Consider the following 19539-nt stretch of genomic DNA (forward strand, 5'->3'; position numbering starts at 1 on the left):
GGACTGTGCCGTCGCTGTCTGTCACTTGCGCAGCCACAGCAGCACGGCGGCGAGCAGCAACAGGATCTCGACGCCGGCAAGCGCCACGGTTGGCGCAGAGACCGGCCACAAGCGCGACAGCGAGACGCTGCGGAACAGCACGATGGGTACGTAGAACGCCAGTGCGACCAGCAGGCCGGTGCGCGGTTGATCGATCCAGGCGAAGTAGCCGAACAGGAACGCCATGCCCAACTGCAGGCCGCCATAGATGACCAGATACTCCGATTGTCCGGCCGGCGAGAGCTGGGTGTAGCCGACCGCATTTGCGGTCTTGGCCGGCGATAGCGTGCACCAGATCGCCAGGACGACATAGAGCACTGCGTTGATCCAGAGATAAGCCTTTGCCATGGAAGTGTTCCTGTAGGGGGGATGGGCGCCCGAGCGGTTGTACGCAACGGCGCGTGGTCGAACGTGAAGACGGCGCGGGCCTGGCTCATGACGCGCTGCAGCTCCGGGTCAGCGGCTGCTCGCGTGCCTGGCGCAGTTCCTCTGCAGTAGCGGGGCGCGCATCGCTGTCGGGAAACACGATGCGCACACGCGGGTAGCGCCCCTGCGGGTCGCGCAGATTGCCCACGCCGCGGAACTCAAGCAGGCGTTTATTTGCGATGGAATAACGTACCTCCAGCGCTGGCACTGCCGCGCCATACCAGGCGTCGAGCGAAATGCGGAAGCGGCGCTGGCCGGCGTTGTCGTCGATGCGCTCGACCCGGAACCCCAACTGTCGTTGCAGGCTGGGCAGCACGAAGTCCACACGTTGCGACGCGCTGGCCAGCGCATCCCAGTGATTGCGCAGGTACGCGTCGAAACCGGCATCGATCACGCGCTCGTCTTTGCCTTCCGGTAACGCCGTGCTGCGTTCGGGTTTGCCGGGCTGCTGCTGGAACATCTCGCGCACGCCGTTGCGCTTGCGCACACCTTCGCGGTAGCCGTCGCGGCCATCGAGCAGGCTGAAGTCGGGCGAGGTACCGCCACCTTCGACCTGCTTGCGTGCAAACGGCTGCCCGTTCGGGCAGTGGTACAGCACCAGCCTCCCGCCGTCGTCGAGCAGCCAGTGCGACTCGCGGTAGCGCAGCGTGCCCTGGTCGGCGTCGAAGACATCGCCGTCCACCCGCGTGACCGCTGCAGCGTTGAGCGGTGCGGTTCCCAGCACCAGCAGCAGCAACGGCGGAATCGGCCGGCAACGGATGGCCAGCGCAGCAACGACAGCAGCAAATGGGCGCATCGGCCGATTCCTCGATGGAGTGCCTATCCATACGGGCACAGCCGCAGCATGGATGCGCCGGCGGCGTCAGGACGTTCCTGACCGGTGTCGGGCTCTGTTGCTATTGTCAATGCCGTTGGTGTGGCGTGATGCGATATGCGCGTGCGCGTCGCGGGCCGTGCCGAACGCCGCTGCATTGGCTGCGGGCTGCATCGAGATGTGCTGCCGGACATCCCATGCTGTCATCGGCTAAGCGTCCACGCGGGACTCACAGGACCACATGGGACAGATGCACGCCACTGCCGGCCGTGCTGGCGGGCAGCACAGCGACTTCCGCTCGCGACCCTAATCGATGCGGCGCAACTCGATGCAATCCACCGGGCATGCCGGCAGGCACAGCTCGCAGCCGGTGCACAGCGGCGCGATCACGGTGTGCATGTGTTTGGCCCCGCCCACGATCGCATCCACCGGGCAAGCCTGGATGCATTTGGTACAGCCGATGCAATCGGCCTCCACGATCCAGGCTACCTGCGGTGGTTTGTGTGCGCCGCGGCTGCGATCGAACGGCCGCGCCGGCACCTCCAGCACCTGCGCCAGCGCGCGGGCGCCCGCATCGCCGCCGGGCGGGCAATGGTCGACGTCGGCCAGCCCGTCGGCCATGGCTTGCGCGTAGGGGCGGCAGCCGTCGTAGCCGCACTGACCGCATTGGGTTTGTGGCAGCAGGCGGTCGAGACGGTCGACCAGGGAGAGGGCAGGGACAGGCATGCGATCAGTGCAATGGATTGCCGCGATACCAGCGTTGTTGCGCCAGCGCCAGCATCGGCGTGTCTTCGCGGCTGTCGCCGTAGGCATGCACGCAGTCGTACTGCGACAGGTCGTAGCGCGCGCGAATTTGCGCGGCTTTGTACGGGCCGCAATCGCCACCGGCATAGCGCCCGCTCAGGCGGCCGCCGCTGTGGTCCAGGCGGTTGCAGATCAGCGACAAGCCATGCTGCGTGCACCACGGCTGCAGATACAGATCCAGCGACGCCGACACCAGTACCACTTCATGCCCCTGCGCCTGATGCCAGTCGATGCGTTGCATCATCTCTGCACGCAGCAGACCCGGCAGTGCGGTGCGTGCGTAGTCGGCGCCATGCGTGGCCATCTCGTCGAGCGAGCGACCACTGAACACGATGCGCGTGACCCGCGCGCGCAGCGCCGCAGCGGACACCACGCCCAACCGATAGCCCAGCACCCAAGGGCCGACCTGCCACTTCGCCGACGCCAGTTGGGCGGGCGTGGCCACCTTGCGCAGGAAGCGCGCATAGGTATCGCAGGTGGTGATGGTGTGGTCGAAGTCGAACAGGGCCAGGTGCATGGGGGGAGGCTGGGATTGGGGAGTCGGGATTGGAGATTGGTTGAAGGCGCAGTGAGTGGTTGTTCCTCGCTCCCGCACGCGGGAAAGGGGCTGCTGCAGCGTTGATCTATCTCTCTTCTCCCGCATGCGGGAGAAGGTGCCCCGCAGGGCGAATAAGGGGACGCGCCAAGTACACGTGTCAGGTCTCGCTCAACAATCAGCTCTGGCTTTACGAATCCCGATTCGCGACTCCCCGATTCCGCTTCACCGCACCGGCATACCCGGCTGGGCGCCGCTGTCGGCATCCAGCAACGCCAGAGCGCCGCCGTCGAAGCCGGCCGAGAGGATCATGCCTTCGCTGATGCCGAAGCGCATCTTGCGCGGCGCCAGGTTGGCGATGAACACCACACTGCGGCCGACCAGCGTTTCCGGTTCGCCGTAGCTGCCACGGATGCCAGAGAAGATCTGCCGCTTGCCCAGCTCGCCGGCATCCAGCTCGAAGCGCAGCAGCTTGTCGGAGCCTTCCACCAATTCGCACACCAGCACCTTGCCGATCCGCAGATCGAGCTTGGCGAAATCGTCGATGCCAATAAGACCTGGATCCGAGACGGAGGTGGGGGAATTGGCCGGCGTAGGTGCTTTCGCAACGGCCTTGGCCACCGTTGCAGTGCCGGCGGTAGTCGCAGCGGGAGCCGCAGGCGCGGCCATCGTGTCTTTTGAAGCGTCGGTCATGGCGTCGATCTGTTTGGGGTCGATACGGGTGAATAGGGCGGTGTAGGGCTGGATCGTGTGCGCGGTGAGCGGGCGCTCCACATCTTCCCAACTGGTCATTGGCGCCGACAAAAAAGCCTCGGCTTCGGCGCAGGTGCGCGGCAGGATCGGCTTGAGGCCGGCCACCAGGATGCGGAACAGGTTCAGGCCCTGGGTGCAGACCGATTGCAGCTGCGCATCGGCGCCGTCCTGCTTGGCGATCACCCACGGCTTGGTGTCGTCGATGTACTTGTTGGCCTCGTCGGCCAGTGCCATGGTCTGGCGGATCGCGCTGGCGGCATCGTTGCGCTCATACGCGTCGCGGATCGGCGCCAACGCGGCGACGAAGCGGTCGTACTGCGCCTGATCGGGCAGCGCGTCGGCCAGCTTGCCTTCGAAGCGCTTGCCGATGAAGCCGGCGCAGCGGCTGGCCAGGTTGACGAACTTGCCGACCAGATCGGCATTCACCCGCGCGATGAAATCGCCCAGGTTGAGGTCCAGGTCGTCCACGCCGCCCGAGGATTTGGCCGCGAAGTAATAGCGCAACGCTTCCGGTTCCAGGCCCACGTCCAGAAAGGTCCGCGCCATCACGAAGGTACCGCGCGACTTGGACATCTTGGCGCCGTCCACGGTCAGATAACCGTTGACGTGCAGGCGTGTGGGCGCGCGGTGGCCGGTGCCGTGCAGCACCGCCGGCCAGAACAGGCCGTGGAAATTGACGATGTCCTTGCCGATGAAGTGATGCAGCTCGGTCTGGGTGCCGGCGACCAGATGCGTGTCGAAATCCTCGCCCATCTGCGCGCACAGCGTCTTGAAGCTGCACAGGTAGCCGATCGGCGCATCCAGCCACACGTAGAAATACTTGCCCGGCCGGCCGGGAATCTGGAAGCCGAAGTACGGCGCATCGCGCGAGATGTCCCACGCGCGCAGGCCGCCTTCGGTATCCAGCCATTCCTTGAGCTTGGCCTTGACGCCCGGCAGCGCGACATCGCCGGCCAGCCACTCACGCAGGAAGCCGTCGAAATGGCCGACTTCGAAGAAGAAATGCTCCGAATCGCGCAACTCCGGCGTGGCCCCGGAGATCACCGACTTGGGCTCTTTCAGCTCGGTTGGCGCATAGGTGGCGCCGCAGACTTCGCAGTTGTCGCCGTACTGATCCGGGCTGCCGCAGTTGGGGCAGATGCCCTTGATGTAGCGGTCCGGCAGGAACATGCCCTTGGCCGGGTCGTAGAACTGCGCCACCGAGCGCCGACTGATATGACCGGCCGCTTCCAGCTTGCTGTAGAAAGCCTCGGTGAGTTCGCGATTGACCGGCGAATTGGTCGAATCGTAATGATCGAAGGTCACCCCGAACGCGGCGAAATCGCGCTCATGGCTGGCCTGGATGTTGGCGATGAAGGCTTCCGGGGTGACGCCGGCCTTCTCGGCCGCCAGCATGATCGGCGTGCCATGGGTGTCGTCGGCGCAGACAAACCAGGTCTTGTCGCCGCGTAACCGGCGCGCGCGCACCCAGATATCGGCCTGGATATAACCGACCAGATGGCCAAGATGCAGCGGGCCGTTGGCATACGGCAGAGCGGTGGTGACAAGTGCGGTGCGGGTCATGGCAGGCGTGATGCGGGGGACACGCGATTATCGCACTAGTCGGGAGCCGGGATTGGGGAATGGGGATCGTCACAGCAGGATCAGGCGGACTGTCTGTCCAGACGCGCGGCGTTAGCCGTCTGTGCGGTACCAGCTGCCGACGATCCCACGCAACAGGCCAAGCTCCAAAATGCGCCGATCCACAAAAAAAGGCGCCCCGAAGGACGCCCGCTCTTGCGATTCCCCAATCCCGAATCCCGGTTACTCGCGAATCCAGGTCTGCGTACGGCCCAGCGCTTCGATGCCGACGTAGCCGCGCATTTGCAGCTTCTTGCCGCCTTCGGTCAGGGTGATCTTGGCCTTGTAGGTCTTGCCCTTGGCCGGGTCCAGCACCGAGCCGCCGTCCCACACCGCGGTGCCGTCGGCCTTGAGGCCCCACAGGATGGTCATACCCTTGATCGGCTTGCCTTTCAGCGCGCCGTCGCACTTGTCGCAGGTGGGGTTGGGCCCATGGTTGGACTGCAGGATCTCGACCACCTTGCCGCTCAGCGTGCCATTGGCGGCCTGTTCGATCTGGACCACCGACTTGGGCTTGCCGGTCTCGTCGTCGATGGTCTTCCAGCGGCCCACCGGCGAATCGGAAGCCTGGGCCAGCAATGAAGCGGCCGCCAGCGGCAGGGCCACCATCAGGGTCTTGAAGGTCTTGCGCATGGTTCCCCTCCCAGGGATTGCTAGGGCCACCGTCGGCGGCCTGAGAGCGAATGTATACCGTGGGGTATGGTGGCGGAAAGTCGCAGCGTTCAGTTTGAGGCGCCGCAGCGAGATGCAGGCGAGGTTTGCTCCGCCATCAGACGCGTTCTTCCTTGTTGAATGACGATGCGGGAGACTTCCACTTCGCATTCGGGCCCGCGTGAGAAGATGGTCGCAACATAGTCCTGACCTGCTTGCGGAACGAAACTGCGACTCACGGTACACAGCGGTGTGTTCAACGAGCAGCGGTTATCCATGCAGCCACCTGCCGATAGCGACAGAGTGATCGGCTCGCCCGCACGAAGATGCGCTTCGGTCACAAAGCGTCCTCCGCTCACAGCAACGGCGGGAATGCCGATTTTTTGCCCGGAACCCGTGCCGAACGGCCCCGGCCGTGAGCTTGGCGCAATACCCGCGCCCTGGATGTTTCCGCCGATACAGCTGCGGTTCGGATAAAGCTCAGGCGCCGGTCGCTCGGTAACCAAACGGAGACGCGCACGTGGCCCGTCGCGTGGCTCGTCGAATGTCGACAAGGAAATCGCCGAGCTGCGTATCGCTCCGCAGCCGGCCAGAAGCATCATCAATGCCGTCAGAATGAGGCGCTCAGTCGGCATGGCACTCTCCTGACATCGGCACAAATTCCAGATCCACCGGGGCAACACCGGTCTTCGCATCGGTGACAATCAGCTGACAGCGTGCATCGTCGTAGAGTTGGCTGGCGACATAGTGCTCTCCGGGCGTCGGCGTGAATGACACAAGATTAGTGCAGTTGTTTGTGGTCAGGCTTCGACGGCGTGAGTCGAGTGTTTGTACGGTTCGTGCGCGTAAAAAGAGCTGCTTGTCGGGGACAACCGCATATTCTTCCAGGGGCTGATTGTTACTCAACTTACCGAGTACGCCCTTGACTGGAGCAGTCAAAGCGCCCAGAAATCCGCTATGTCCGCCCTTTGCACAACTGGCATCGTCGAAGACATCGAAGTATTGGACTGGCTCGACAGGAATCACGGCGGGCCTGATGGGCTTGGCAAGCCTCACGGTGGCGAGAGGCTCACCGGGTTTCGGCGCAATATACCGTTTTGGGAAAAGAAAGCCGCAGCTGGCAAGGACGATTGCTACAGGGACAGCAATGCGTAGGATGAAGTGAGACATGCGTGCAATTCCGGCATGGCGTTTGTTGGCCCGCCGCATCCATGCCTGCGACGCCGCTGCGGCGCGGCGACGCCGCGCTCTCGATAGCGGCAGCATCTTCCCTGGCTTGAGTCCTGCGGCCGACACCACAAGAGCCGAGGGTAGGGCGTTATAACCGTATGCGCTACTTTCTTGCACTGGCGGCGACTGCTAAGAACACACGCTAGCCGACCTCGTACAATTCCAGTGGCAGCTCATCCGGATCGGCGAAGAAGGTGAAGCGACGGCCGGTGTACTCGTCGATGCGGATGTCTTCGGTCGCCACGCCGTGTGCGTTGAGATGCGCTACCGCGCTGTCCAAGTCCTCTACGCGGAAGGCGAGGTGACGCAGGCCGCGTGCTTCCGGGCGGCTGGGCCGCAGCGGTGCATTGGGGAACGAGAACAGTTCGATCTGGCCGCCGTCGGGCAGTGCCAGATCCAGCTTCCACGAGTCGCGTGCCTGGCGGTAATGCTCACCGAGTACGTGCAGGCCCAGGATCTGGCAATAGAACTGTTTGGAGCGCGCGTAGTCGCCGGCGATGATCGCTACGTGGTGGATGCCGGCCAGCATCATGCTGCGCTCCGCTGCGGGAGCGACAGACGTAGTTGCGGATCTCGATCAACCGCCATCACCCCCTGATGCAAATCCATCGCGCGGCTGCGCGGCGCCTGCGCCGGTAGCGCGCAGCATGCGCCAGACGGCAGGATTGCAGGCAGGCGTGGGTAAGCGTTGTCAGACATGGCGGCAGTCCAAGGGCGGCACGCGAGCATACCCGCACCTGCCTGAAGTGCCTGTACAGCGTCACAGCTCGCCACTCCGTGGCTGTGCTCACCATGCATGCGCATGGCAGGATGGTGCGCTGCCAGTCCGAACCACGCATGTCAGATCCTTCTTCCAACGCCGCACCGCAGTTCCAGCGCAGCATGCAAGTGCGCCATCTGGTGATGTTGTCACTGGGCGGGGTGATCGGCACCGGGTTGTTCTTCAACACCGGTTACATCATCGCCAGCACCGGTGCACTGGGCACGGTGATCGCGTATCTGATCGGCGCGTTGGTGGTGTATCTGGTGATGCAATGCCTGGGCGAGTTGGCGGTGGCGATGCCGCAGACCGGTGCCTTCCATGTGTATGCCGCGCGTTATCTGGGGCCGGCCACCGGGTACGTGGTGGCGTGGTTGTATTGGCTGACCTGGACGGTGGCGCTGGGGTCGAGCCTCACCGCCGCTGCGTTCTGCATGCAGTATTGGTTTCCGCACAGCCCGGTGTGGCCGTGGTGCCTGTTGTTCTGCGCGCTGATCTTTGGCTTGAACACGGTGTCGGCGCGTTGGTTTGCCGAAGGCGAATTCTGGTTCTCGTTGATCAAGGTGATCACCATCCTGGTGTTTATCGTGCTGGGTGGTGCGGCGGTGATCGGCGTGCTGCCGTTGGCCGATGGCTCGCCCGCTCCCGGGCTACGGCACCTGCGAGCCGAGGGTTGGTTCGCGCACGGCACGCTGCCGATCCTGATGACGATGGTGGCGGTGAATTTCGCATTTTCCGGCACCGAGTTGATCGGTGTGGCCGCCGGCGAAACCGCGCAGCCGGCACGCGCGATTCCCCTGGCGATCCGGACCACGCTGGTGCGGTTGGTGGTGTTGTTCGTGGGCACCGTACTGGTGCTGGCGGCGCTGCTGCCGGCCAGCCAGGCAGCGGTGGAAACCAGCCCGTTCGTGCGCGCATTCGAACTATTGGGCATTCCGTATGCGGCCGACATCTTGAACGCGGTGATCCTCACCGCGATCCTGTCGGCATCCAATTCCGGCCTGTACGCCGCCGCGCGCATGTTGTGGTCGCTGGCCAACGAGGGCACGTTGCCGGCCGGGCTGGCACGCTTGACCCGCCGCGGCATTCCCTTGCGCGCAGTGTCGCTGAGCATGCTGGGTGGTTTGCTGGCGCTGTTGACCGGCGTGTATGCGGCCGACACCGTGTTCGTTGCGATCTCAGCAGTCTCGGGGTTTGCGGTGGTGGTGGTGTGGTTGAGCATCTGCGCTGCGCATTACCGTTTTCGTCGCCAGCTGCTGCGCGATGGCGTTGCGCTGGAAACGCTGGCGTATCGCGCGCCGTGGTATCCGTGGACACCGATCCTGGGCTTTTCGCTGTGTTTGCTGGCCTGCATCGGGCTGGCCTTCGATCCGCAGCAACGCATTGCGCTGTACTGCGGTATTCCGTTCGTGGCGCTGTGTTACGGCGCCTACGCACTCACCCAATGGCTTGCGGCCAGGAGACTGCACGCATGACGATACTTCCCCGCCAGCCGCGCGCAGATGCGCCTTTCAGCGCAGCACTTCAGCACGAGGGGTATGTGCTGCTGGACGGCGCACTTGCCACCGAACTGGAACAGCGCGGCTGCGATCTCAACGATGCGCTGTGGTCGGCGCGCGTGCTGATGGAGCAGCCGGAGCTGATCTACCAGGTACATCGCGACTACTTTGCTGCCGGTGCGCAGTGCGCGATCACCGCCAGTTACCAAGCCACACCGCTGGGATTTGCGGCGCGCGGGCTGGATCTGGCGCAATCGCAAGCGTTGATCGCACGCAGCGTGGCCCTGGCCGCACAGGCGCGTGACGATCATCTGCAGGCGCAACCAGACGCTGCGCCGTTGTGGGTGGCCGGGTCGGTGGGGCCGTATGGCGCGTATCTGGCCGATGGGTCGGAATACCGTGGCGACTACGCGTTGCCACTGGCGCAGCTGATGGAGTTCCACCGCCCACGCATCGCCGCGTTGGCAGCAGCGGGCGTGGATGTACTGGCCTGCGAGACGCTGCCGTCGGCGAACGAGATCGTGGCCTTACGTCTGCTGCTGGAAGAGTTTCCGCACTTGCATGCGTGGTTCTCCTTCACCTTGCGCGATGCCGACCATCTGAGCGATGGCACGCCGCTGGCACACGTGATTCCGGCGCTGGACGCTTGCGCGCAGGTGATCGCGGTGGGGATCAACTGCATCGCGCTGGATCAGGTCACCGCCGCATTACAGAGCCTGTCGGCGCTGACCACCTTGCCGCTGGTGGTGTATCCCAACTCCGGCGAGCACTACGATGCTGGCGACAAGCGCTGGCATGGCGGCAATGCGCCAGGCTGCAGCCTGGCCGACCAGCACACGCGGTGGCTGGCCGCAGGCGCGCGCCTGATCGGCGGCTGCTGCCGCACCACCCCGCGCGATATCGCCGCATTGGCAGCGGCGCGTGCGGTGGGCTGATGGCATACGCGGGCGCGCGCTGAGCGGGCGCGTGGCCGTTGCTGGTGCAGCGCTACCACCAGCAACGTCACGCCGGCTTCGACAACGGCCGATCCGCGAACAGACCCAGGCCGAACCACTGCCTGGCCAACGCCCCATGACCTCATCCATCGGCCACGATCGCCGACCTCAGCCTTTCTGCGTGGCGATCCAGCGTTGGATCTTGTCCTGCAGGATCTCCAACGGCACCGAGCCGTCCTTGAGCACTTCGGTGTGGAAGGCACGCACGTCGAAGCGCGGCCCCAGCTCGCGCTGCGCCTGCTCGCGCAACTGCGCAATCTTCATTTCGCCCACCTTGTAGGCCAGCGCCTGGCCGGGAATGGCCATGTAGCGGTCCACCTCGGCCTCGGCGTCGGTGCGGGTCATGGCCGAGTTGTCCAGCATGTAGTCGATGGCCTGGGTGCGGGTCCAGCCTTTGCTGTGCAGGCCGGTATCGGCCACCAGCCGGATCGAGCGCCACAGCGCATTCTGCAGGTAGCCGTAGTAGTTGTACGGGTCCTGATACAGCCCCAGCTCGCGCCCCAGCGATTCGGCGTATAGCCCCCAGCCTTCGATGTAGGCGGTCTCGCCACCGAGGCGGCGGAACTTGGGCAGGTCGGTCAGTTGCTGCTGCAGCCCGAGCTGGTAGTGGTGGCCCGGAATCGCCTCGTGCAGGTACAGGCTTTCCGCTTCCCAGGTCTTGCGCGACGGCAGGTCGGAGGTATTGACGTAGAAGATGCCCGGCGTGCCGCCATTGCCGCTGGGGCGCATGTACGAGCCGGCGGCGGCCGACTGCGCACGCTGCGGTTCCACCGCCCGTACTTCCAGTGCCGGCATGCCCTGGATGTTGAACAGGCGCGGCACTGCGAGTTGCACGCGGCCCTGCAGGCTGCGGTAAGTGCCCAAGAGTTCCGTATCGCTGCGATAGCTGAAGCGCCGGTCGGTCTGCATGAACTTGTAGAACTTGGGCAGGGTGCCGCGGAACTTGACCTGTTTGGCCAGTGCGGCGATCTCGCCCTGCAGGCGCGCGACCTCTTCCAGCCCGATCTGGTGGATCTGCTCCGGGCTCAGGTCGGAGGTGGTGCTTTGCCGCACGTCGTAGGCATACCAGGCCGCGCCATTGGGCAGCGCCGCCAGGCCATCGGTATCGCGGCATGCGGGCAGGTATTCGGTGGCAATGAAACCGCGCAACGCACGGTAGGCCGGCAGGATACGCACCTCGATCAGCCGCTTGTACTCGGCGGTGAGACGTTGCTTGTCGGCCTCGGGCATATCGGCCGGCAGGTTGCGGATCGGCCCCCAGAACAGGCTGTCTTCGGCATTGCGCGCAATGATTGCATCCAGTTGCGGCAGCACCTTCTGCATCAGCACCTTGGGCTGCACCACGCCAGCCTGCATGCCGGCGCGCATGTTGGCGATGGCCTGGTCGAACAGGTCGGGAATGCCCAGCGCACGCCGCGACCAGTTGTCGTAATCCTTGACCGTCTTGAACGGCTGCGCGCCGGTCCCCGAGCCCAGCACCACCGTGATGCTGGCGATGTTGTAGAACTGGTTGATCGGCAGCATCCAGCTGGGGAACTGCTCGGCAGCCAGTGCGCTGCGCGCATCGCGTACGAAGATCTGGTAGCTGAGTAGGTCTTGTCCGCTCAGGCCGTCCGGCCCCAGCGCCTCGGCCTTGCCCAGCCACAGCACGGTGAAGTCATGCGATTGCTGCCGGAACGCCGGCGACAGGAAATTGGGCAGCTGGTCGTTGTAGCGGGTTTCGCCCTGGAAGGTGGCCTGCAGCGGATTGAGCTTGAGCGAGGCATCCCAGTACTGGTCGTAAAGTAGGTTGAGCTGCTGCGCCTTGGTCAGCACCACCGGCGCGGCGACCGCGCGAGGCCTGGCCTTGGCGGCCTTGCTGCCCTTGGCCGTCTTCGAGGTCTTGGCCGCTGGCTTGGCGGTTTTCTTGCCTTTGCTCGCCTTCGCGCGCGTTTGCGTGGTCTGTGCCTTGGCGGTCTTCTTCTTGGCCGCATCGGCGGGCGCTGCCACTGACAGGCTCAATACAGCGGCGAGGGCCAGCGACAGCAGGCGGGAAAAGCTGAGGGGCATTACCGGCTCCGGAAACAAGCGAGCGGGGAGCTTGCCCGATCCGCACCGTTACGGCCAGCCGTGCGGGTCATGCGGCGCAGATGCAATTCAGATGCGGCACTGGCGAAGGATGGCGCATCGCTGGAATGGTGCGCTGCGATAACGCACCGCGCAGCGTGTTGCTACGGGCGATGCCTGCCCCGGGCAGGCCATGCGTGGGCGCCGCGCCATCTTTAAACCGGCCAACACACCGTAGCGAGCAGTCGTCACGTGGGTGTGGACGGCACGGAGTAACGGGGGTGAACGAACAGTAATGCGCGCCGAGCACCGGCCGCGCCCGCCTCGCGGCTGCGCCGTGGTTTTGCCGGCTACTGCTAGTCGGCCGCAGCTTCTCCGCGCAATTGTTCGGCACGTTCGGCGCCCAGATACGCGCTGATGGCGCGGCGCGCGACGTACAACAGCGGAATGAGGGCGATCGCAAAGCCCATCTTGTAGATGTAATTGAGCGTGCTCACGGCAAGGAACTGGTCGGTGGACCAATGCTGCGGGCCAAGCACGAAGGCGATGTAGATCACCACGAAGCTATCCACCAACTGCGACACCGCGGTGGAGCCGGTGGCGCGCAGCCACACGTGTTTTTCGCCGGTGACCTTACGGATGCGATGGAACACCGACACGTCGATCAACTGGCCGAATAAAAACGCCACCAGCGAGCCGCCGATGGTCCACAGCCCCTGCCCGAACACCGCGGCGAATGCAGCCTGATAGTCCGGCACACCCTGACTCTGCGCTGCGGTCACCCACCAGCCGGCCGGGGCCAGGGCAATCGCCGCAAACGCGAACACGAAGCCATAGCCGATCAGCACCACCGCCACCCACGAGATGAAACGCACCCCGCGGCTGCCGAAGAACTCGTTGATGGTGTCAGTCATGATGAACACCACCGGCCACAACAAGGTGCCGGCGGTGAAGCTGAGCGAGCCGCTCTGGCCGAACAGGTTCCAGTTCAGTGGCGCGATGCCGAGGGTGTCTTCCAGTGCGAAGATCTTGACGCCGATGAACTCGGCCAGTGCTGCGTTGACGCAGAAAAACGCCGCCAAGGCTATGAACAGGCGGACCGCACGATCGTCGAGGGTGCGCGCATGCGTCATGGGTCAGCGATCCGCAGTCCGGGTAAAAGGAACCGACTCCGGCGCGACCGCGCCGCCAGAGATGATGAAACTCATCGCCTGATCCACGCTCCAGTCGGTGGGCGTGAGCAGCTCCACCGGTACGATTTCCAGATAGCCGGAAGTGGGGTTGGGCGTGGTCGGTACATACACCGCTGCCAGCTCGCGGCCGGTGCCTTGCTCCTTGATCACGCGCGTGACCAGGCCGACCGACTTCATGTCGCGATGCGGGAAGTCGATCAGCACCACGCGCTGGGTGCTGCCGGGCTGGGTCTGCAAGATGTCGAGCAATTTGCGCGCGCTCTCGTAGACCACACTGGCCAGCGGGATGCGCCGCATGATCGCCTCGAACCAGCGCAACAGGCGCTGGCCGATCACCCGCCTGCTCAGGATGCCGACGAACAGGATCGCCGCCACCGTGGCGACCAAGGCGATGGTGTTCTGCACCCACAGCGCCTTGATCCAGCCCAGGTAGTCGGGAAACGAAGCAGCGATGCGTTCGGACAGCGGCACCACCCACGGGCTGCTGATGCCAGAAAGCAGCGAAAAGACGAACTTCACCACCACCCAGGTCAGCCAGACCGGCAGCAGGGTCAGCAGACCGGTCAAAAAGACCCGTTGCAGGGAAGGGCGGGTGTGCGGAGTGGGGGATTCGGACATCTGTGTAGTGTAGGCATTCGGCCGCGTCCGGTGCAGGTGGGGCGGGGATTCGCGAGTGGGCATGGGGGATTCGTAAAAAATGCACTGCTGCGTGGTGAAACGTCGCCACCAAGCAATGACGCTGTGTGCGCAAGGCAGCAGGGGCGCTGGCTCGTCCCGACAGGAGGAGGGCGCGTGGCGCTGGATGCGTGCAAGACAGCCGCGACTGGTTGGGCGCCTGGGCTGGTGCCGCCTTGCTCAAGTGAAACGCGGCTCGGCGGTTGTTGGTTGAGGGCGTGGCCTGGCGAGGTGCGGTTATCCGTCGAGCGGCTGTCGATGTTGTTGCATCCTGAAATACCTCGCTCAGGTTGTGCCGATGCGCGTTCGCTCAGGGTGTCGTTTGCGCATGCTCTCGTACCAGGAGCGGCGCACAGACGTAGCGAGTCGTTGCCAGGGGGGGGGCGATACGGAGGAACCGGAGTGCAAGAGTCGTACATGCCGCACCCGGCACCCGGCACCGAGCACTGCGCCGAGCACTGGCCGCCGGCTTACGGTGAGCACCGTAGCAGTGTGAGCTGCTCTAAGATGTGCCCTCTCCAGGGAAGGTTGAACGCGCATGCTTGGCAGGTTCCTCAAGTCGGCTTTGTTAGGTGTTTGCATCCTGCTGGCAGCGCTGGTGGCGCTGTATGCGGTCTCCACGCGGTGGCCGATTCCCGAGCCGCAACGCCAGGCGCTGGCGCAGCTGCAGCAACCGCCGCCGCCGCTGCGCGGAACCAACATGTTCGTCGCGCTCTGGTCGCTGTCGTATGCCATGCCCGAGGCGCAGCGAGAGAGCTTGCTGGCCGAGGAGGTGGAACGGTTCAACCGGTTGCCGGCGGGCACGCCGTTTCGAAGTGCTGTGCCGCGTCTCCCGGCCTCGCCGCCTTGGCCATCGTCTGCCCCTGCGTTGTGCAGCGCCAGCGCTGGCGGCTGTCTGGAGCGCGTGCGCCAGCACCCGCAGGCCTATGTCGACGCGCTGGTTGCCCAGGAGCCACTGTTGGCCAGGCTGCGCGCGCTGTCCACCTACGCCGATTACCGTAGCCCGTTCCGCGCAGATATCAATGCACCGCTACCGGAGCTGCCACGGTTGCCGTTGTCGATGACCGCTCACGCAGTGGACTTCGTGCAGGGACGCACCCTGCAGGCGTTGTCGGGTGTGTGCGCCGATGCGCAGACTGCGCGGGTGCTGCTGCGCAGTGGCGATAATTTGGTGATGCCGTTGATCGGCGCGGCGATGCTGCGCGGCAATGCGCATCTATTCGCCGACATGCTGGCCGAACTGCCGGCGCAGCACCCGTTGCCGGCACAATGCGCCACTGCCTTTGCGCCGCTGGCGGTGGATGACATCGCGCTATGCAACGCTTTGCATGGCGAGTCGCGTATGGCGTTTTCGCTTCTGCAGGAAAAGGTGCTCATCCAAGGTGGCGACCTGTCCTGGGAAGAGCGCATGTCCCTGCGTGTCTTTGATCGGGAACGCACTCAGGCGTTGCTCGCACCGACCTATACCTGGGCCTGCAGCGCACCGGTGCGCACCTTGCTGGCGCAGGATCAGCCGGTGCCGCAGGCATTGATTCCGGCGCCTCAAACGGCATCGGTGGCCTGCGTTGCCAATGCGATGGGCTGCCTGCTGGCAAGTGCAGGGCAGCCGGACTACGCCAACTACCAGCACAAGATGCAAGACACCGCCGCTGCACTGCGCGCGTTGTCGGCGCTGCAGTGGATGCGCGATCGCCCGACCGACACAAGGCCGCTCGCGCAGCGGATTGCCGACCTGCCGCCCGCGCTACGCGGCCAGGCACGCGTCCTGCAGCCTAGCCACGATGGCAACAGCGTGCTGGTGCGGCAGTACGCAAGGCCGGAAGAAAATGCGGCTGAAGATCGTTGGCCGTTGGCGGGCAGTGTGCTTGCGGCAGCGCGCAAGGTGATGTCGATTCAGTAAGAGGGTACCTGACGTGCTGGCACGGTCAGGCGGTTTGCGATGCGTAGCGCGGTGCAGGGGCAAAGCAGTCAGTTGCAGCATCGGTCGACTGTCGGAGCAGCGCGACCATTGTTCGCTCGAATGGCCGAAGGCAGCGTTTGGCTATTGCGTGCAGCGTGCGAAAAGTGCCTGGTCCTCAAACAGACCAACGCTGAAAACCAACATGCCGCGTCCTGCGGGACGCGGCATGTGATCGAGCAACAACTCATTAAAGCAAAACGCACGTACATCGCATCAGCGGAGTGCAGCGCGCTGATGCAATACCGTGGTTAGAACCGGAAGTTCAACCAGCCCATCACGAAGGTCGAGTCGCCGTAGCCAGCTTTCTCCAGCGCCGGACCGGCCATAAGGTGCTCGGCGCGGAAGGTCACCGACCAGTTTGGATCGATATTCCAGGTGGCGTTGATGCGCGGCATGGTGCCGATGCGACGCTCACCGGTACTCTGCGTGCGTGCATAGGCGCGTGCCTGGTTGTTGTAGATCGCATCGCTGGTGGTCTGGCGCCACAGGGTTTCCCATTCCAGGTTCACGGTGAGCTTGGGAGTGGGCGAGAACGTGAATGTCGGCGCGGCAGTGACCAGGTTCACCGGGCCGAAGAACGTGGCCCAGCTGAAGTAAATCGTGTTGCCATAGAGAAAGTTGTTGTTGCGCAGCGTGCCGGTGCCGGAGGTGCCACCGCCGCCGGAGGCGATTTCGCTATGGAAGCCCAGGCGCGGCTTCCAACCGTTGTCGCTCAACGTCCATGCATTGGAGGTGCTGGCCATATAGGCGCGTAGATCGCGGCCGCCGAAGCTACCGCGCTGCACGGTTACAAACGAGTCGGTGCGCAGTTTGCCCACGTTGCCCCAGAGCCGCAGGCCATAGTAATTGCGGTTTTCCTCGGCGGTCTGGCGGCCCCATAGCTGATTGTCGTTGCGGAACTGGTAGAAGAACGGCTCCAGGTACATCGGCTTGGCCGTCGGCAGGCGATAGCCGCCGACCACGCCACGGAAATGCCGCGAGCGGTCGATGCGGTCATCGCCCAGGCCTTCGGTGCCATCCAGGTTGAAATTGAAATCGAACAGATCCACGCGGGTCTTTTCGCCGATGGCCCAGGCACGCGCGCCGTTAAAAGTCACGAAGATATCGGTGTTGTCGCGCAGCGCCATCAAGGTGACAGGGCCGTCGACGAACACCTGGCGGCCGACACGCAGACCGGTATCGGCGCCGCCGATGTTGCCCTTCACGTCGAAGAACACCTGCTGCAGGATTGCGTTGTTTTCCTGGGTACCGGTCTTGGCGCCTTCGTTGCGTCCATCCAGGCTGCCGTGCGCCAGTTCCGTGTACAGGCGGAAGTGCTCGCCGACATGCAAATCCGCACCGAAAAACGCACGGAATAGGTATTGCTGTTGCGAATCGCTGCCCGGAATCAACCCCGGGTTGGTGATGGTATTGCTGCGCACGCGCAGCTCGTTGCTGAGCGATACGTACACGTCACCCGACTCACTGAGCGGGATGTACTTGAGCGGGTCGAACGGGCTCTTGCGCTTGGACGGATCCTTCAGATACGACCAGTCTTCGGCCCAACGCACCTGCCACATGTTGCCACCCTGCTTGGCACCCCATCCCTGCGCTTCGAGCGGGTAGCCCTTGGCGGTGGCGGGCGCGGCGGTGACCGGCGGCTTGGCGGGCTCCGGCTGGGTCTGTTCGGCATTGGCTGGCGCAGGTTGTATTTGCGCAAAGCCAAGTACCGGCAGCGCCAACCCAATCGCAAGGCACAGGCACCGGACGGCGCCAAAGGAAGTTTCAGCCAAGGCCGGCTGCGCCAAGCGTGTCAATTGCATCGTATTGCCCCATCGAAAAGTGAAAAACCCCTGAGCGAAACTTATCGGCACGGGGGACGTCGACTGTAGTTAAGCCGTGCCAGAAAGGCAGTAACCCAAAGGTTCTAAGCTCATGAACGCAATAGGGTTTGCGCAGGCGGGCGCGACTGGAGCGGGGCTGCGATTCGGTAGTGGGGCCGGCGCTGGGCCTGCGGGATGCGGTGTACTTCATTGGGATATCAGCAATTGCCGGGGGCGTTGGCCGGCCAAAGCCTTGCTCGTTGCGACTCCCGCTCGCAAATCCCCAATCCCGGCTCCATGACTACCGGCACATTCGCTATAGCTAGGTTCTACATAGCATCACCTTCGACCTAGCGGAGATAACCGATGAACGAGCCGGATGTCCACCTGCGCTAATTTCAGAAGGAACTGAGTGCAGGCACAGTGTCGCTGGCCTTACTGGCAGTGCTGGCCCAGGCCGATGAACCGCTGTACGGCTATTTGATCGCCAAGCGGCTCGAGCGGCTGGAAGGCGTGCTCAGCGGCAAGCAGAGCGCCTTGTACCCGGTGCTGCGAAATCTGGAAGGGGCAGGGCTGTTGCAAAGCCATATCGAGCCGTCTGCATCGGGGCCGCCGCGTCGCTACTACCGCATTACCGACAGCGGGCGTGACTGCCTGCGCCAATGGACCGCCGCTTGGCGCGCCACCCGTGATTCCGTTGATTCAGTGCTGGAGGGGACCCACTCATGATGACGATCGCACAGACACGTCCGTTGCCGACCACCATTGCCGATTACCTGACGCAGCTGCGTCAGGCACTGGCTGGTGCAGACCCGGCGATGGTCCAGGATGCGCTTTACGACGCCGAAGAATATCTGCGCGCCGAGCTTGCCGAGCAGAGCGGCAAGAGCGAAGCCGAGGTCATTGCAGGGGTCGCCGGCAGCTACGGCGCGCCGGAGGAGGTGGCCGAGATCTATCGCGAAACCGAGGTCACGGTCAGCCGGGCGCTGCGCCCGCCGCTGCCGCCCAAGCGGCCTTCATTGATCGGCAAGTTCTTTGGTGTCGCCGCCGACCCGCGCACCTATGGCGCGCTGTTCTACATGTTGCTGTCGCTACTCACCGGCGTGTTCTATTTCACCTGGGTGGTCACCGGGGTCAGTCTGTCGCTGGGCCTGTTGATCCTGATCATCGGCGTACCACTGCTGGTGCTGTTCTTCGGCTCGGTGCGCGTGTTGTCGCTGGTGGAAGGACGCCTGGTGGAAACCCTGCTCGGGGTACGCATGCCGCGCCGCCCGCGACATCCGGGCGTGCAAGACGGCTGGCTGCAGCGCGTTGCTGCGATGTTTACCGATGTGCGCACCTGGAGCACGCTGCTGTACTTCGTGTTGATGCTGCCGTTGGGCATTGTTTACTTCACGCTGTTCACTACGCTGCTGAGCGTGTCGCTGACGCTCACTGCTGCGCCGCTGGCGCTGTTCTTCGAGCAAGGAATGTCCATCACCTGGGGCGAGCAGCTGATCGCAATGCCGCTGATGGTGGTGCCGTTGTCTCTACTGGGGGTGCTGTTGCTGTTCGTCACCCTGCATGCGGCACGCGGGATGGGCACGTTGCACGGCATGCTGGCCAAGCATCTGCTGGTCAGAAGCGGTGATTTGGATGTGTAATGATGCGCGACGTGCAAGATGCGTGTCGCCGTAGCGCAGCGCATCTTGCATGAGACGTTTCAAACTGCCTCAGGATTTTCAGCGCAAAAAAATC

18 protein-coding genes are annotated in these 19539 nt (G+C 64.1%); 5 read left to right on the plus strand and 13 right to left on the minus strand.

The annotated features are described in order from the left end of the window. Positions 1-21: 21 nt before the first annotated feature. The 9 genes from BJD12_RS20325 to gloA2 all read right to left on the minus strand — a co-directional run bounded on the left by BJD12_RS20325 (position 22) and on the right by gloA2 (position 7404). Entirely contained in the window at positions 22-387 is a 366-nt protein-coding gene (locus tag BJD12_RS20325; protein ID WP_005993593.1) for a DUF4345 family protein, read from the minus strand. 85 nt (positions 388-472) lie between these two features. Beyond that, a complete protein-coding gene (locus BJD12_RS20330) occupies positions 473-1261 on the minus strand; it encodes a hypothetical protein (RefSeq protein ID WP_005993595.1) in 789 nt (262 codons plus the stop codon). A 324-nt stretch (positions 1262-1585) separates the two neighbouring features. Further along, on the minus strand, positions 1586-2005 hold the full coding sequence (gene rnfB / locus BJD12_RS20335; RefSeq protein WP_005993597.1) for an Rnf electron transport complex subunit RnfB: 420 nt from the start codon (positions 2003-2005) through the stop codon (positions 1586-1588). A 4-nt stretch (positions 2006-2009) separates the two neighbouring features. Next, positions 2010-2600 (minus strand): HAD family hydrolase, encoded by a 591-nt coding sequence (locus BJD12_RS20340; protein ID WP_005993599.1) that lies wholly within the window; start codon positions 2598-2600, stop codon positions 2010-2012. Between the two features lie 243 nt (positions 2601-2843). Continuing rightward, a complete protein-coding gene (gene metG, locus BJD12_RS20345) occupies positions 2844-4934 on the minus strand; it encodes a methionine--tRNA ligase (protein ID WP_005993601.1) in 2091 nt (696 codons plus the stop codon). A gap of 240 nt (positions 4935-5174) precedes the next feature. Beyond that, positions 5175-5624, minus strand: coding sequence for a DUF2147 domain-containing protein (locus BJD12_RS20350; RefSeq protein ID WP_005993603.1), 450 nt, complete (start codon positions 5622-5624; stop codon positions 5175-5177). An 89-nt stretch (positions 5625-5713) separates the two neighbouring features. After that, positions 5714-6277 carry a hypothetical protein gene (locus BJD12_RS20355; RefSeq protein ID WP_074052688.1) on the minus strand — a complete coding sequence of 188 codons (564 nt, stop codon included), beginning with the start codon at positions 6275-6277 and terminating at the stop codon, positions 5714-5716. Continuing rightward, positions 6267-6812: a hypothetical protein gene (locus BJD12_RS20360; RefSeq protein ID WP_042828127.1), complete on the minus strand. Its 546-nt coding sequence runs from the start codon at positions 6810-6812 to the stop codon at positions 6267-6269. Before BJD12_RS20360 ends, BJD12_RS20355 begins: the two co-directional genes overlap by 11 nt. A 202-nt stretch (positions 6813-7014) precedes the next feature. Beyond that, complete coding sequence (gene gloA2 / locus BJD12_RS20365; protein WP_005993606.1) at positions 7015-7404, minus strand: SMU1112c/YaeR family gloxylase I-like metalloprotein; 390 nt, start codon at positions 7402-7404, stop codon at positions 7015-7017. A gap of 305 nt (positions 7405-7709) precedes the next feature. On the opposite strand from gloA2, the gene mmuP reads away from it, so the two are divergent. After that, positions 7710-9107, plus strand: a complete 1398-nt coding sequence (mmuP, locus tag BJD12_RS20370; RefSeq protein WP_042828133.1) for an S-methylmethionine permease — start codon at positions 7710-7712, stop codon at positions 9105-9107. Continuing rightward, positions 9104-10066, plus strand: a complete 963-nt coding sequence (mmuM, locus tag BJD12_RS20375) for a homocysteine S-methyltransferase (RefSeq protein ID WP_005993609.1) — start codon at positions 9104-9106, stop codon at positions 10064-10066. Before mmuP ends, mmuM begins: the two co-directional genes overlap by 4 nt. A gap of 168 nt (positions 10067-10234) precedes the next feature. Here mmuM and BJD12_RS20380 read toward each other — a convergent pair whose 3' ends face one another. The 3 genes from BJD12_RS20380 to BJD12_RS20390 form a co-directional block, all read right to left on the minus strand. Continuing rightward, positions 10235-12175, minus strand: coding sequence for a DUF885 domain-containing protein (locus BJD12_RS20380; protein WP_005993611.1), 1941 nt, complete (start codon positions 12173-12175; stop codon positions 10235-10237). 353 nt (positions 12176-12528) lie between these two features. Then, positions 12529-13305, minus strand: coding sequence for a queuosine precursor transporter (locus BJD12_RS20385; RefSeq protein WP_005993613.1), 777 nt, complete (start codon positions 13303-13305; stop codon positions 12529-12531). A 3-nt stretch (positions 13306-13308) separates the two neighbouring features. After that, the gene (locus BJD12_RS20390) at positions 13309-13983 is read right to left on the minus strand and encodes a DUF502 domain-containing protein (RefSeq protein ID WP_005993615.1); all 675 of its coding nucleotides are present in this window, start codon (positions 13981-13983) and stop codon (positions 13309-13311) included. Between the two features lie 595 nt (positions 13984-14578). Between BJD12_RS20390 and BJD12_RS20395 the strand changes: the two genes are divergently transcribed. Further along, positions 14579-15940 (plus strand): hypothetical protein, encoded by a 1362-nt coding sequence (locus BJD12_RS20395; RefSeq protein WP_005993617.1) that lies wholly within the window; start codon positions 14579-14581, stop codon positions 15938-15940. Between the two features lie 308 nt (positions 15941-16248). On the opposite strand, the gene BJD12_RS20405 is transcribed toward BJD12_RS20395, so the two are convergent. Beyond that, entirely contained in the window at positions 16249-17802 is a 1554-nt protein-coding gene (locus BJD12_RS20405; protein ID WP_005993620.1) for an alginate export family protein, read from the minus strand. A 408-nt stretch (positions 17803-18210) separates the two neighbouring features. Between BJD12_RS20405 and BJD12_RS20410 the strand changes: the two genes are divergently transcribed. Beyond that, positions 18211-18531, plus strand: coding sequence for a PadR family transcriptional regulator (locus tag BJD12_RS20410; RefSeq protein ID WP_236612259.1), 321 nt, complete (start codon positions 18211-18213; stop codon positions 18529-18531). A 350-nt stretch (positions 18532-18881) separates the two neighbouring features. After that, complete coding sequence (locus BJD12_RS20415; protein ID WP_484622087.1) at positions 18882-19445, plus strand: sensor domain-containing protein; 564 nt, start codon at positions 18882-18884, stop codon at positions 19443-19445. Positions 19446-19539: the final 94 nt, after the last annotated feature.

It is taken from the genome of Xanthomonas vesicatoria ATCC 35937 (assembly GCF_001908725.1).
Lineage (GTDB): Bacteria > Pseudomonadota > Gammaproteobacteria > Xanthomonadales > Xanthomonadaceae > Xanthomonas > Xanthomonas vesicatoria.

Coding starts and splice junctions, on each gene's coding strand:
- BJD12_RS20415 (WP_484622087.1), top strand. CDS start 18,882: ATGTTGCTGTCGCTACTCACCGGCGTGTTCTATTTCACCTGGGTGGTC.
- metG (WP_005993601.1), bottom strand. CDS start 4,934: ATGACCCGCACCGCACTTGTCACCACCGCTCTGCCGTATGCCAACGGC.
- rnfB (WP_005993597.1), bottom strand. CDS start 2,005: ATGCCTGTCCCTGCCCTCTCCCTGGTCGACCGTCTCGACCGCCTGCTG.
- mmuM (WP_005993609.1), top strand. CDS start 9,104: ATGACGATACTTCCCCGCCAGCCGCGCGCAGATGCGCCTTTCAGCGCA.
- BJD12_RS20360 (WP_042828127.1), bottom strand. CDS start 6,812: ATGTCTCACTTCATCCTACGCATTGCTGTCCCTGTAGCAATCGTCCTT.
- BJD12_RS20395 (WP_005993617.1), top strand. CDS start 14,579: ATGCTTGGCAGGTTCCTCAAGTCGGCTTTGTTAGGTGTTTGCATCCTG.
- BJD12_RS20325 (WP_005993593.1), bottom strand. CDS start 387: ATGGCAAAGGCTTATCTCTGGATCAACGCAGTGCTCTATGTCGTCCTG.
- BJD12_RS20405 (WP_005993620.1), bottom strand. CDS start 17,802: ATGCAATTGACACGCTTGGCGCAGCCGGCCTTGGCTGAAACTTCCTTT.
- gloA2 (WP_005993606.1), bottom strand. CDS start 7,404: ATGATGCTGGCCGGCATCCACCACGTAGCGATCATCGCCGGCGACTAC.
- BJD12_RS20385 (WP_005993613.1), bottom strand. CDS start 13,305: ATGACGCATGCGCGCACCCTCGACGATCGTGCGGTCCGCCTGTTCATA.
- BJD12_RS20390 (WP_005993615.1), bottom strand. CDS start 13,983: ATGTCCGAATCCCCCACTCCGCACACCCGCCCTTCCCTGCAACGGGTC.
- BJD12_RS20380 (WP_005993611.1), bottom strand. CDS start 12,175: ATGCCCCTCAGCTTTTCCCGCCTGCTGTCGCTGGCCCTCGCCGCTGTA.
- BJD12_RS20350 (WP_005993603.1), bottom strand. CDS start 5,624: ATGCGCAAGACCTTCAAGACCCTGATGGTGGCCCTGCCGCTGGCGGCC.
- BJD12_RS20355 (WP_074052688.1), bottom strand. CDS start 6,277: ATGCCGACTGAGCGCCTCATTCTGACGGCATTGATGATGCTTCTGGCC.
- BJD12_RS20340 (WP_005993599.1), bottom strand. CDS start 2,600: ATGCACCTGGCCCTGTTCGACTTCGACCACACCATCACCACCTGCGAT.
- BJD12_RS20330 (WP_005993595.1), bottom strand. CDS start 1,261: ATGCGCCCATTTGCTGCTGTCGTTGCTGCGCTGGCCATCCGTTGCCGG.
- mmuP (WP_042828133.1), top strand. CDS start 7,710: ATGTCAGATCCTTCTTCCAACGCCGCACCGCAGTTCCAGCGCAGCATG.